Annotated in this window: 11 protein-coding genes; 10 read left to right on the top strand and 1 reads right to left on the bottom strand. The window is 66.3% G+C overall.

The window, feature by feature from the left end; genetic code table 11:
- The first annotated feature begins 94 nt into the window (after positions 1-94).
- The 10 genes from eccCa (at position 95) to cobC (ending at position 12,750) form a co-directional block, all read left to right on the top strand.
- Positions 95-3,736 carry a type VII secretion protein EccCa gene (gene eccCa, locus ADBZ9O_RS27205; RefSeq protein ID WP_526526281.1) on the top strand — a complete coding sequence of 1,214 codons (3,642 nt, stop codon included), beginning with the start codon at positions 95-97 and terminating at the stop codon, positions 3,734-3,736.
- A complete protein-coding gene (locus tag ADBZ9O_RS27200) occupies positions 3,718-4,956 on the top strand; it encodes a type VII secretion-associated protein (protein ID WP_526526279.1) in 1,239 nt (412 codons plus the stop codon). Before eccCa ends, ADBZ9O_RS27200 begins: the two co-directional genes overlap by 19 nt.
- A gap of 87 nt (positions 4,957-5,043) precedes the next feature.
- Positions 5,044-5,394: a WXG100 family type VII secretion target gene (locus tag ADBZ9O_RS27195; RefSeq protein WP_526526277.1), complete on the top strand. Its 351-nt coding sequence runs from the start codon at positions 5,044-5,046 to the stop codon at positions 5,392-5,394.
- Positions 5,395-5,435: 41 nt separating this feature from the next.
- A complete protein-coding gene (locus tag ADBZ9O_RS27190; RefSeq protein ID WP_526526275.1) occupies positions 5,436-5,732 on the top strand; it encodes a WXG100 family type VII secretion target in 297 nt (98 codons plus the stop codon).
- 185 nt (positions 5,733-5,917) lie between these two features.
- On the top strand, positions 5,918-7,204 hold the full coding sequence (locus ADBZ9O_RS27185; protein WP_526526273.1) for a helix-turn-helix domain-containing protein: 1,287 nt from the start codon (positions 5,918-5,920) through the stop codon (positions 7,202-7,204).
- 130 nt (positions 7,205-7,334) lie between these two features.
- Positions 7,335-8,858: an aldehyde dehydrogenase gene (adh, locus tag ADBZ9O_RS27180; protein ID WP_526526271.1), complete on the top strand. Its 1,524-nt coding sequence runs from the start codon at positions 7,335-7,337 to the stop codon at positions 8,856-8,858.
- A complete protein-coding gene (locus ADBZ9O_RS27175) occupies positions 8,858-9,388 on the top strand; it encodes a DUF779 domain-containing protein (protein ID WP_526526269.1) in 531 nt (176 codons plus the stop codon). The genes adh and ADBZ9O_RS27175 overlap by 1 nt, the downstream gene beginning before the upstream one ends.
- A gap of 77 nt (positions 9,389-9,465) precedes the next feature.
- Positions 9,466-10,932 carry a glycerol kinase GlpK gene (gene glpK, locus ADBZ9O_RS27170; RefSeq protein ID WP_526533558.1) on the top strand — a complete coding sequence of 489 codons (1,467 nt, stop codon included), beginning with the start codon at positions 9,466-9,468 and terminating at the stop codon, positions 10,930-10,932.
- Positions 10,933-10,987: 55 nt separating this feature from the next.
- Positions 10,988-11,737 carry a 5'-methylthioadenosine/adenosylhomocysteine nucleosidase gene (locus tag ADBZ9O_RS27165; protein WP_526526267.1) on the top strand — a complete coding sequence of 250 codons (750 nt, stop codon included), beginning with the start codon at positions 10,988-10,990 and terminating at the stop codon, positions 11,735-11,737.
- A 47-nt stretch (positions 11,738-11,784) separates the two neighbouring features.
- A complete protein-coding gene (gene cobC, locus ADBZ9O_RS27160; protein WP_526533556.1) occupies positions 11,785-12,750 on the top strand; it encodes an Rv2231c family histidinol phosphate aminotransferase CobC in 966 nt (321 codons plus the stop codon).
- Positions 12,751-12,762: 12 nt separating this feature from the next.
- Here the strand turns inward: cobC and ADBZ9O_RS27155 are convergent, their stop codons facing one another.
- Positions 12,763-13,161, bottom strand: coding sequence for a heme-binding protein (locus tag ADBZ9O_RS27155; protein ID WP_526526266.1), 399 nt, complete (start codon positions 13,159-13,161; stop codon positions 12,763-12,765).
- Positions 13,162-13,293: the final 132 nt, after the last annotated feature.

Genomic DNA, 13,293 nt, shown 5'->3' with positions numbered 1-13,293 from the left:
CTCTCATCACCCCGACGGTGTGTGCGCTGATCCACAGGTGAATTGCGGGCACCGCCGGTGCTGCTTACCGTCCGTCGATAACGACAGGAGGCCGGTGAACGACCCGAGCAGTCCAATAGCGATCACCGCTCCGCCGCCAGTGCCCCGGGCGACGGGTACCGGCACAGTCACCCGCCTGCTGATCCCGGCTGTGACGCTGCTGGCCGGCGGGGGGATGATGGCCGCGATAGTCCTGTCGGGGGCGTCGATATCCCGCAACCCGATGTTTGTGCTCTTCCCGGTGATGATGCTCGGCTCCGCGATTGCCTCCGCCGTGCAAGGCGGTGGCGGCAGGCAGCGCGCCGCCGAACTGAACGCGGACCGCGCACGTTACCTGAGCTACCTGCACTCTCAAGCCCTGCGGCTCACCGATAGTGCTGTGGTGCAACGGGAGTGGATGTATCGCCGCCACCCCGCACCGGAAGCGTTGTGGGTTCTCGCCGGTGGGCCCCGGATGTGGGAGCGCCGCCGCGCCGATCCCGACTTCGGCGAGGTCCGGGTCGGGGTGGGAACCGTTGCAGCGGTCGAAGCGCCGATCGACCCCGGCGGCGAACCCCACGAAGGTGCGGATCCGGTCACCTGGACGGCGCTTCGCAGGTTCCTTCGGGTGCATTCGACGGTGTCCTCAGCGCCGGTGACGGTTGCCCTGACTGGTGCCACCGCCGTGACGATCAACGGAGACAGCGCCGATGCCCGGGCACTGGTGCGGGCCATGGTCTGCCAGCTCGCGGTCCTGCATAGCCCCGACGACCTGGCGGTGGTGGCGGTGGTGGCGGATTCTTCGGCGCGCCACTGGGACTGGCTGAAATGGTTACCCCACCATCGACATCCCAGCATGCATGATCAGCTCGGCGCGCTTCGGATGGTCTATTCCACCCTGTCCGCCGCGCTGGCTGCGGTGCCGCCTGATCGCTGCGTCGTCGTGGTCACCGACGGTGTTGCCGGGGCCGACGCACCCGGCGCCGGAGTGACGGTGCTCGAGATCGGCACCGCCGACGCGGGTAGCCAGGTGACGGTGACGGTCCCCGGCCAGGACGACATCGTGGCCGTACCCGATCTGATGACGCAGGCCGACGCCATCATCTGTGCGCGGCGGATGGCGGGATACCGCCGTGCCGACCCTGGCGCGCACGGCCCGGCCTCGAGCTGGCCGGAGTTGATCGGGATCCCGGCAATACCGGTGGCCGGAGAGTGGAAAGCACTGTGGGACAGCGTAGGGGCGCGGCGGTTGCAAGTGCCCATCGGCCACATGCCCTCTGGGGCCGCACTCGAGCTCGACATCAGGGAGGCTGCCGAGGGTGGGATGGGTCCACACGGTCTGTGTGTCGGTGCCACCGGATCAGGTAAATCGGAACTGTTGCGGTCGATCGCACTTGGAATGATCGCTCGGCATTCACCCGAGGCGCTGAACCTGGTGTTGATCGATTTCAAAGGTGGCGCGACCTTTCTGGGCCTGGACCGGGCGAATCACGTATCGGCGGTCATCACCAACCTTGCCGAGGAGGCCCACCTGGTGGACCGGATGCGGGACGCGTTGACCGGTGAGATCAACCGGCGACAGCACATCCTGCGCAGCGCGGGCGACCTCGCCGGTATCGCCGATTACCACCGGGCCCGTCGCGCCGGCCGCCCGTTGGCACCACTGCCGGCGTTGTTCGTGATCGTCGATGAGTTCTCTGAATTGCTGGCTCAGCAGCCGGAATTCATCGATGTCTTCGTGGCGATCGGCAGGCTGGGTCGGTCGTTGGGCATGCATCTGTTGTTGGCCAGTCAACGTATCGAGGAGGGTCGGCTGCGCGGCCTCGACGCCCATCTGTCCTACCGGATCTGCTTGAGGACGCTGTCGGCGAGCGAATCCCGGCTCAGCATCGGCGTTCCCGACGCGTACGAACTCCCGGGGGAACCCGGTGCGGCATATCTCAAAATCGCCGCCGCCGAGCCGATCCGGTTCCAGTCCACCTACGTGTCTGGGCGTATCGCTCCCGCTGCGCCGATGGGCGCGGTCGCGACGGGACCGATGGTGTTCACCGCGGCCCCGGTGGGGCCGACTGTTCAGGCGTGCGACGGGACCGGGTCCGGGGTCAGCGTCGCGGACGCCTTGCTGGACAGTCTCACTGGGCACGGTCCGGCCGCGCACCAGATCTGGCTACCGCCGCTGGTCGAATCGCCGACCCTGCACGCAGTGCTCGCGCAACCACGGTCCGGTGGCGATCTGATGGTGCCCATCGGATTGGCCGACAACACATTTGAGCAATACCGAGGCCCGCTGGTCCTGAACCTGGCCGGATCCGCGGGCAATATTGCCATCGTCGGTGGGCCGCAATCGGGCAAGTCGACACTGCTGCGCACAGTGGTGACAGCACTCGCGCTCGAACATGATGCGGGTCGGGTTGCGTTCTACTGCCTTGACGTCGGTGGGGGAGGGCTCGCGCCGCTGGCGGAACTGCCCCAGGTCGGAGTGGTGGCGGGCCGGCATGACGCCGACCTGGTCCGGCGCACGGTTGCCGAAATCGGAGCGGTGCTGCGCCGTAGGCAACGCGGCGGGCCGGGTCGCGAAGACCGGTTCGGTGATGTTTTTCTGGTGGTCGACGGGTGGCACGCTATCCGCCAGGACTTCGACGGTCTGGAACAGGCAATCACAACCATTGCAGCAGAGGGACTTTCGCACGGCGTGCACGTGGCGCTCGCGGCAACCCGGTGGGCCGATATCAGGCCGGCACTGAAAGACCAGATCGGCTCCCGTATCGAGCTGCGCCTGGGGGACCCGGCAGATTCCGAGATCGACCGCAGGCGGGCGCGTAATGTGCCACCGGGCTGCCCAGGCCGCGGGCTATCCCCGGACGGTCTTCCGTTCGTGGCTGCGCTGCCCGTCGGCCCGCCCGGGATCAGCATCGGCGAGGTGATCGGTGCCCGCTACGGCGATCGCCGTGCCCCGACAATCCGTTTGCTGCCCAACCACATCGACCACGATGGCGTGCTGGCTGGTATCGCGGAACCGCCGACCGCGGCCCTGGTCATCGGGATCGACGAGCAGAGCTTGGCTGCGGTGGCCATCGATATCGAACGCGAGCCGCACCTGCTGGTCCTCGGCGATGCGCAGAGTGGGAAGACGGCCGCATTGCGCGTGCTGTGCCGTGAAATCCTGCGCACCACATCGCCCGCGCAGGCGCAGCTCTTCCTGGTCGATCCCCGCCGAAGCATGCTCGGGGAGATCGACGGCGATCGTCTTGCGGGGTATCTGACGACGCCTGCGGCGCTAGTGGCCCAGCTGCCGGAACTGGTGGCGCTGCTGCGTCAACGGCTACCAGGTGAAGCGGTCACCCAACATCAACTGCGCACCAGGTCCTGGTGGACGGGACCCGATATCCACCTGGTGGTCGATGACTACGACCTGGTGGCCACCGCCAGCGGCAACCCGCTGGCCCCCATCCTCGACATCCTTCCGCATGCCAGGGATATCGGGCTGCACATGGTGATCGCCCGGCGCCACGGCGGGGCGGCGCGTGCGCTGTATGAACCGGTGCTCGCCGCGGTACGCGATCTCGGTGCCGCCGGTCTGCAGCTCAGTGGATCCTCGGATGAGGGCGCACTGTTGGGGACGGTCCGGCCGCGACCATTGCCCCCCGGCAGAGGCACCCTGTCGACGCGATCAGGTGGCGAACAGACAGTGCAGGTGGCATGGACGACTCCGCGGTAGACGTCACCGCGGTCTGCGAAATCGGCCCGGCAGCCATCCGTCGATTATGTTGCCCTGCAGATGAAACGGTGCGCGTGGCCGATCCGGCGCTCGCGCAGGCGGCTCTCGATGGCGGTGATGAACCCGTCGTCCTGCTCGGCGACCACCCCGTGGCACGCGACGAAGTATGGCGGGCAGTGCTCGAACCATTGCTCTGTGCGACTGAGTCGACACTGCTGGTCCACCCGTCCTGGTGGCCGGCCAGCCGGATCGACGCGGTGTGTGCGATCGCCCGCCCGCTGACGATCGGAATTGTCACCGCGTCGCGTGCCAGACTCTTGGAAGCGGTGGCGGGGCCAGCTCCGGTGGTGGAGATCGGCCCCCAGCTGATCGTCGTCACCCTGTCGAGTGGAACCCCGCCGAGTATGCACGCCCGCACCGCGGCGCCACGCGACGTCGTGGAATCAGTTGCCAGCGAGGTGGTTCGGGCGACGGGAGGCGTTCCGGTCTGGCTCGATGCTCCCGCCGGCGTACCCGGTGCGGGCGCACTTGCCATCCTGATCGACGATCTATTGCGGGCGGCTGGGCGTACCACCCACCGGGTCACCGACCACGATGTACGCAGTGCGGCAGCCATTGTGCGCACCGACCGCACGCAACCCGTCGAGTCCGTCGAGTCGATCGGCCGCCCCCGACGGCGACTGGTGGCGGCGGCGGTGACAGTGGCAGGCGTCGTCGTGATCGGAATAGGGGTGATCACCCGCTCCGATGTCAGCCCGACGAACCTCGAAACGACGGCTCTAGAAACGACGGCCCTCGTCGAAGGCCGGGTCACCATGGAGATCCCTTCGCATTGGGCGGTGCAGCGGATCCGCTCAGGCCCGGGTTCGGCACGGGTGGAGGTGGTATCGCCCATGGGCGGCGAGGCGGGGCTGCACCTTACCCAGACATCGGTACCCGATGACAGCCTTGCCGCGGCCGCGACGATGCTTCGGCGGGCGATCGATGCCGAACCGGCAGGTGTCTTCGTCGACTTCCACCCATCCGATCAGCGGGCCGGTCGACCCGCCATCACCTACCGAGAGATCCGGCCCGGTCACGATATCCGCTGGACGGTGATCCTGGACGGGGATATGCGGATCGGCATCGGTTGTCAGAGCGCGACCGGGCCCGAACCCGCAGAACCCGATATCACGGCGGCTTGCGATCAAGCCATCCGGTCGGCACACGAGATTGGCTGAGGGAGATGGGAACCAAAAGCGCCGCGCGACAGTCAAATAGAGACAAGGTGCGGAACCTGCCGCGCGACGCAGACCCCAGGGGGATAGGTGACCACACCGGCAATACCCACACCGGCAACACAAGGTGCACTGACGACGGACTTCGCGCTGATGCACACCGTCGCCGCGGCTACAGATGCCCGGTCAGTAGAGATCCGAACCTTGCTGCAGTCGTTCATCGGCAGGATGGCCGCCGTCCCGCCGTCGGTGTGGAGTGGGACAGCCGCCGCTCGATTCAAAGACGTTGTCGAACAGTGGAACTCGGAATCGACCCGGCTGTGTCACGCGTTGGACACCATTGCCGAAACCATTCGCTACAACGAACGTGCCTTGACTGAGGCGGCGGATCAACACGCCCACCAGATCGGTGCCTCGGCCGGCGGCCTCGGCGCTTCCTGACCCATCCGACAAACTCGACACCCGAAAGATGGAGCACACCCATGGATCCTGTCTTGTCCTACGATTTCGTGGAGATCGAGCATTCGGTGCGCGGCGACATCCACAGCACCTCAGCCCGGTTCAACGCCGCGCTCGCCGACCTGGTGGCACGCATCGCACCGCTGCAGGAAGTCTGGACCCGCGAGGCGGCGGGGGCCTACCGCGTCGAACAGGCCAACTGGAATCAGGCGGCCGCTGCACTCAACGACATCCTGACCCGCCTCGGCAACGCCGTCCGCGATGGGGCGGACGAGGTCGCCGAGACCGACCGCCGCGCCGCCACCGCATGGGGTGCCTGACCCGCCGGCATTGCACAGACTCTGTGCGGCCCCGTCAGGAAAGGAGAGCCTGCGGGGCCGCACAGCAACCGGGCCTAAGCTGAACAATGGGTGTCCTCGAGGACATTTTCGGACTATGGTGTCGGCACGCGGTCGGGCGGTGAGACGCCCGGCGATGCCAGGAGCGTGATCACACGGTGCGAATCATGAAAGGCCCCAGCGGTCGGGAATCCTCCCGCGCGCTGCGCGCCGTGCACGAACTTTTCGTGTCCGGTGAGGTCGACGTCGCCAACCTGGACTCCACCACCGTGCGCCCCGTCGTCGCGAAGAGTTGGCAACGCAGCCTCGCCAAGGGGGTCGACCCCGATTTCGGTGGGGCGCGCTCGTCGCCGGTCGCGCTCAGTGTCGCCAGGCTCCGTGACGCGCATCCACTTGCCCCTGCGCTTCCGGTGATCCGGCGACTGCTCGTCGACGACGCCGCGGACGCCGGTGTCGTCGTCGCTGTCACCGCAGCGGACGGCACCCTTCTGTGGGTCGAAGGTGACCCGAAAGCCCGCCGCCGGGCCGAGGCCATGAACTTCGTGCCGGGTGCGGACTGGAGTGAACGCAGCGCAGGCACCAACGCCCCCGGAACCGCGCTGGCCCTGGACCGCGAATTGCAGATCCACGGTTCGGAGCATTTCTCCCGCATCGTCCAGCCGTGGAGTTGCACCGCCACCCCGGTGCATGATCCCGACACCGGCGCGCTGCTCGGTGCGATCGACCTGACCGGTGGACCCCAGGCGGCCGCCGCGCAGACGTTGGCCCTGGTCCGGGCTACCGCGGTCGCTGTCGAAAACCACCTGGCGCTGCTGCGACTGACCGGGACCGCCCCGGAGCCGGCGACCCGAAAACCCCACCTCGTCGTGCTGGGCGCCGACCGGCCGCGTTGGGTGACCACCGACGAATACGGCCACCTGCGGGCATCCATGCTGACCGGGCGGCACGCGGATATCCTCGTCCTGCTCAGCCGCCATCCCGAGGGGTTGTCCGCCGATCACCTCGCGGTCCTGCTCGACGATAAGGACCTCGACGTGGTGACGGTGCGCGCCGAGATGTCGCGGTTGCGCAAAGTAATCGGGCCTGAGCTGCTCGAATCCCGTCCCTACCGGCTGCTCATGCCGATCACCAGCGATATCGGTGAGGTGTTCGACGCGCTCGATATCGGTGATGTCGAATCGGCGCTGGCCGGCTATCACGGCCCACTGCTACCGCAATCGGTATCGCCGTCGATCGCCCGGCTGCGCACCCAGCTGTCGGCGAGTGTGCGTGGTGCGGTGCTGGCCGAGTGCGCGCAGGGCGATCTCGCCCCGCTGCGCCGCTGGCTGGACTCACCGGAAGGTCGCGATGACCGCGACGGTTGGCAGGTACTGCACACCAGCGCGGCGATCGGGCCGGTCGGTCGTGCGCAGGCCGGTGGGCACTTGGCGGGGCTGGACTTCGAGCTCGGTTAATCCCGCTCATGCGCCCGTTTGTCGGTGTGGGCGCAAAGAATGTGCGTGCAACGGTGGTGCAACCCTGTTTTTCCTACCCTGAGTGACGACCGACACATTTGTCGTCTCCATGGCAGGAAGAGGTTTTCCCATGACTGTTTACGCGCGCCCAGGCGCTGAAGGCTCCGTGATGTCTTTCAAGCCGCGCTACGACAACTACATCGGCGGCGACTGGGTAGCGCCCACCGCCGGCCGGTACTTCGAGAATCCGACGCCGGTCACCGGTGAGACCTTCTGCGAGGTGGCTCGGTCCGACGAATCCGATATCGAGAAGGCGCTCGACGCAGCGCACGCCGCCGCGCCGGCCTGGGGTAAGACCTCACCCGCCGAGCGCGCGGTCATCCTGAACAAGATCGCCGACCGGATCGAGGAGAACCTCGAGGCGATCGCGGTTGCCGAATCGTGGGACAACGGCAAACCGGTCCGCGAGACCCTCAACGCCGATATCCCGCTGGCCGTCGACCACTTCCGGTATTTCGCCGGCGCCATCCGCGCGCAGGAAGGCTCGTTGAGCCAGATCGACGAAGACACCGTCGCCTATCACTTCCACGAGCCACTCGGTGTCGTCGGCCAGATCATCCCGTGGAACTTCCCGATTCTGATGGCCGTCTGGAAGGTCGCCCCTGCGCTGGCCGCGGGTAACGCCATCGTGCTCAAGCCCGCCGAGCAAACTCCCGCGTCGATCCTGTACTTGATGTCCGTGATCGGCGACCTGCTGCCCGCAGGTGTGCTGAACATCGTCAACGGGTTCGGTGTCGAAGCGGGTAAGCCGTTGGCGTCGAGCAACCGGATCGCCAAGATCGCCTTCACCGGTGAGACCACCACCGGCCGGCTGATCATGCAGTACGCCAGCCAGAACCTGATCCCGGTCACCCTGGAACTCGGCGGCAAGAGCCCCAATCTGTTCTTCAACGACGTGCTGGCCCAGGCCGACGACTACCAGGACAAGGCGCTCGAGGGCTTCACGATGTTCGCCCTCAACCAGGGTGAGGTCTGCACATGCCCGTCGCGCAGCTTGATCCAGGCTGATATCTACGATGAGTTCCTGGCACTGGCCGCGATCCGCACCAAGGCCGTCCGCCAAGGCGATCCGCTCGACACCGAAACGATGATCGGCGCCCAGGCTTCCAACGATCAGTTGGAGAAGATCCTGTCCTACATCGAAATCGGCAAGAGCGAAGGCGCCTCTGTGGTCACCGGCGGGGAGCGCGCGCAGCTCGGCGGCGATCTCAACGGCGGGTATTACGTCGCACCAACGATTTTCACCGGGCACAACAAGATGCGGGTGTTCCAGGAGGAGATCTTCGGCCCCGTCGTCGCGGTCACGTCGTTCACCGATTACGAAGACGCCATCTCGATCGCCAACGACACCCTCTACGGATTGGGTGCAGGCGTGTGGAGCCGTGACGGCAACACCGCCTACCGGGCGGGCCGCGATATCAAAGCCGGCCGGGTGTGGACGAACTGCTACCACCAGTATCCGGCCCACGCCGCCTTCGGCGGTTACAAGCAGTCCGGGATCGGCCGCGAGAACCACAAGATGATGCTGGATCACTACCAGCAGACCAAGAACCTGCTGGTGTCCTACAGCAATAAGGCGCAGGGCTTCTTCTGATGAATCTCGTGGTGGGGCAAGCCCCGCCGCGCGTGCTCATCACCGCGGTGGCCGCCGAACTGTTGGCAGCATTACAAGAGCGCCACGGCGCCTTGATGTTCCACCAGTCCGGCGGCTGCTGCGACGGGTCGTCGCCGATGTGTTACGCGGCCGGCGAATTCATCGTCGGGGACCGGGATGTTCTGCTCGGAGTGCTGGACATCGGCTCCGATGCGCACCCCGATGGCACGCCAGTCTGGATCGGCGCTGCGCAGTTCGACGTGTGGAAGCACACCCAATTGGTGATCGACGCGGTGCCGGGACGCGGCGGCGGGTTCAGCCTCGAAGCCCCAGAGGGAAAGCGATTCTTGTCCAGGGGCCGTGCGTTCACCGACACCGAAATGGGGTTGTTGCAGTCGGAAACGCCTGTGACGGGGTCCACGGCGGGTGTAGCGTTCGAGCACGGCGGTCAAAGCTCGAACACTGGTTTACGCACTACCGGTTCAAGTGTCGTGGCCGACGCCGTCGATGCCTGTGCGGTGCGCCGCTAAGTAGGTCACCTCGTCAAAGGAGCAACGTGGCTGATTTTGTCGTTTCGATCGATCAGGGCACTACCAGCACCCGCGCCATGGTCTTCGACCACGCCGGTGCCGAAGTGGGCCGTCATCAGTTAGAGCATGAGCAGATCCTGCCGCAGGCCGGTTGGGTCGAGCACAGCCCGGTGGAGATCTGGGAGCGCACATCGTCGGTGCTCATGTCGGTACTCAACAAAACCAACCTGCAGCCGAGTGATCTTGCGGCACTGGGTATCACCAACCAGCGTGAGACCGCGCTGGTCTGGAACAAAAAGACCGGCCGGCCGTACTACAACGCCATCGTCTGGCAGGACACCCGTACCGACCGCATCGCGTCGGCACTGGATCGTGACGGCCGTGGTGACGTCATCCGGCAGAAGGCCGGCCTGCCGCCCGCGACGTATTTCTCGGCGGGCAAGGTGCAGTGGATCCTGGAAAACGTCGACGGGGTTCGGGAAGCCGCAGAGAGCGGTGATGCGATCTTCGGTAACAGCGACACCTGGGTCCTGTGGAATCTCACCGGCGGATCGCGCGGCGGGGTGCACGTCACCGACGTCACCAATGCCAGCCGCACCATGCTGATGGATCTGGAGACGCTCGACTGGGACGATGAACTGTTGTCGTTCTTCAACATTCCACGCCAAATGCTGCCGACCATCAAACCGTCGTCCTCACCGGAACCGTATGGCATGACGCTGGCGACCGGGCCACTCGGCGGTGAGGTGCCGGTGACCGGCATCCTCGGTGATCAGCAGGCTGCAATGGTCGGCCAGGTCTGCCTGGCACCCGGTGAGGCGAAGAACACCTACGGCACCGGTAACTTCCTGTTGCTGAACACCGGCGAGAAGATCGTCCGCTCGCAGAATGGCCTGTTGACCACGGTCTGCTACCAGTTCGGGGATGCGAAACCCGTTTATGCCCTTGAGGGTTCGATCGCGGTGACCGGTTCGGCCGTGCAGTGGCTGCGCGACCAGCTGGGCATCATCAGCGGTGCCGCCCAGAGCGAGTCGCTGGCCCGGCAGGTCGAGGACAACGGGGGCGTCTACTTCGTGCCGGCCTTCTCGGGACTGTTCGCCCCGTATTGGCGCTCGGATGCCCGCGGCGCGATCGTCGGGCTGTCGCGGTTCAACACCAATGCACACGTGGCCCGGGCGACCCTGGAAGCGATTTGCTACCAGAGCCGCGATGTCGTCGACGCGATGGAGCGGGACTCCGGTGTGCATCTCGAGGTGCTCAAGGTCGACGGTGGTATCACCGTCAACGACCTGTGCATGCAGATCCAGGCCGATGTGTTCGGCGTCGACGTGGTGAGACCTGTTGTCGCTGAGACGACTGCGCTCGGTGCGGCCTATGCGGCGGGACTGGCCGTCGGCTTCTGGGCCACACCAGATGATCTTCGGGCCAACTGGCAGGAAGACAAGCGCTGGTCGCCCACCTGGTCTGATGAGAAGCGCGCCGAGGGCTATGCGGGGTGGCAGAAGGCCGTGCAGCGGACCCTGGATTGGGTGGACGTCTCCTGACCGTGATTTCGGCGCGCTCAGCCGCGCTCACCGCGGCTGAGCGCGCCCAAATCGCATGATCGGGCTCATCTGCGCCCTCCCGCAGGAGCTGGCGCACCTGCGGGGTGCTCTGGTCGCTGCGCGTACCGTATCGGTCGCCAACTTCCGATTCGACGAAGGCATGCTCGACGGGCACCGCGTCGTCCTGGTCGGTGCCGGGATGGGAAAAGTCAACGCCGCCATCGTCACAACGCTGCTGGCCGACCGGTTCGCCTGCCGTGTGATCGTGTTGTCCGGTGTCGCAGGCGGTCTCGACCCGGCGCTACACATCGGTGACGTGGTCATCGCCGAGCGGGTGATCCAGCACGACGTCGGCCGCATCGAGGATGAGCAGCTGCTCATGTATCAGGCTGGGCACGTCTCCTTCATCAACCCGACCGACGAACTCGGCTACAACGCCGATCCCGACACCCTCGCCCGGATCCGCGAGCACCTCGACGGCACGACGCTGCCGACGTTACCGGCTTCCGCCGGGGGAGCGGACCGGCCACCGCAGTTGGTGTACGGCACTGTGCTCACGGGCGACCAGTATCTGCACTGTGAACTGACCAGAGATCGGCTGCACGGCGACATCGGTGCGCAAGCGATCGAGATGGAAGGTGGTGCGGTAGCACAGGTCTGCGAGGTGTTCGGCGTCCCGTGGCTGGTGATCCGGGCGCTGTCCGATCTGGCGGGCCAGGACTCCGCGCTCGATTTCGGGGCGTTCGCCGAGGGGGTCGCGGCGATCTCGGCGGGCATCGTCCGACAGCTCCTTCCCGTCCTCTAGTGCAGCAGGCTTCGCGCTATCACGGTGACCAGGCCGCGGTGCCCGGCATGCTGGATTTCGCGGTCAACGTCCGCGCGGCGGCCCCACCGGGATGGCTCACCGACCGGCTGGCGTCCCGGCTGCGGGATCTGGGCCGCTACCCCGACATGCAGGACCGACGACGCGCGGTGGCCGCCGTCGCCGCCCGGCACGGACGCTCCGTCGAGGAGGTCGCGCTGCTCGCGGGTGGAGCCGAAGGTTTCGCGCTGCTGCCCAATCTGGCACCCCGACTGGCGGCGCTGATCGCCCCATCGTTCACCGAACCGGACGCGGTGTTATCCGCTGCCGGGATACCGATATGCCATGTGGTGCTGCCGGATCCGTTCCATCTTGCCGATGCCCAGGTCCCCGAGGAAGCCGATCTGGTGGTGGTCGGGAACCCGACCAACCCGACATCGGTACTGCATCCGCGTGAGCAGATTCTCGCCCTCCGCCGGCCGGGGCGCGTTCTGGTGGTCGACGAGGCCTTCGCCGATGCGATCCCCGGTGAACCGGAATCGGTGGCCGGTGATGCAGACAGCGAGCTAGGGGACGTGCTCGTGCTGCGCAGCTTGACCAAGACGTGGTCGCTGGCCGGTCTGCGGGTGGGTTACGCCCTTGGCTCTCCGGATCTGCTGGCTCGGCTGACCGCGCGGCGTGCGCATTGGCCGGTGGGTACGTTGCAGATGGAGGCCGTGACCGCGTGCTGTGCACCCGAGGCGGTTGCCGAAGCCGACGCTGGTGCCCGGCAACTCAGCGCGTTGCGACGCGAGATGGTGGCCGGATTGCGATCGGCAGGTCTGGCGGTCACCGAGGGCGCAGCACCGTTTGTGCTCGTGCGGGTGGCCGATGCCATCGCGATGCGAAAACATCTGAGCGCGAGCGGTATTGCGGTGCGACGTTGCGATACGTTCGTCGGCCTGACCGGCCCCTACCTGCGGGCCGCTGTCCGCAAGGAGTGGCCGGCCCTGCTCGATGCCATCACCCGGTTCTAGAGAGCTGGGTTTTTACAGAGCCGAGACACCGGCTTCGGCGACGATACAATCCTGCTCGACGCTGCCCGCGCTGACCCCGATCGCACCGACCACCACGTCATCGACCGTCAACGGGATTCCGCCGCCGAAGATCACCATGCCGCCGGAGGTCTGCTCCAGCCCGTAGAGCTCGGCGCCGGGCTGTACCAACGGCATCAGCGCGCGAGTCGGCGCATTCATCAGAATTGACGTGCGAGCCTTCCTGATCGAGATGTCGATGCTGGCTTTGATCGCGCCGTCCATGCGGACAAATGCCACCAGGTGACCGCCGTCGTCGACCACCGCGATGTTCATCGGCTGACCGATCTCACGTGCCTTTGCGACCGCGGCCTCGATCACGGTGGTGGCGGTAGGCAGGGAAATGCAACTCATGGAGAGACCTTTCGACGGTTTTGCGCGCAATAAATTTGGCCTGCAATGGATTTGGCGATAGTGGCCAGCGGCCGACATGGTGGCTCACCGACGATGATAGTGCCCGGTGTCGATGTCAGGCCAGTTTTTTGG

The sequence above is a fragment of the Mycobacterium sp. genome (assembly GCF_965229105.1).
Taxonomy (GTDB): domain Bacteria; phylum Actinomycetota; class Actinomycetes; order Mycobacteriales; family Mycobacteriaceae; genus Mycobacterium.
The sequence above is the reverse complement of the archived record's forward strand: the minus strand, read 5'-3'. Positions and strand labels throughout refer to the sequence as shown.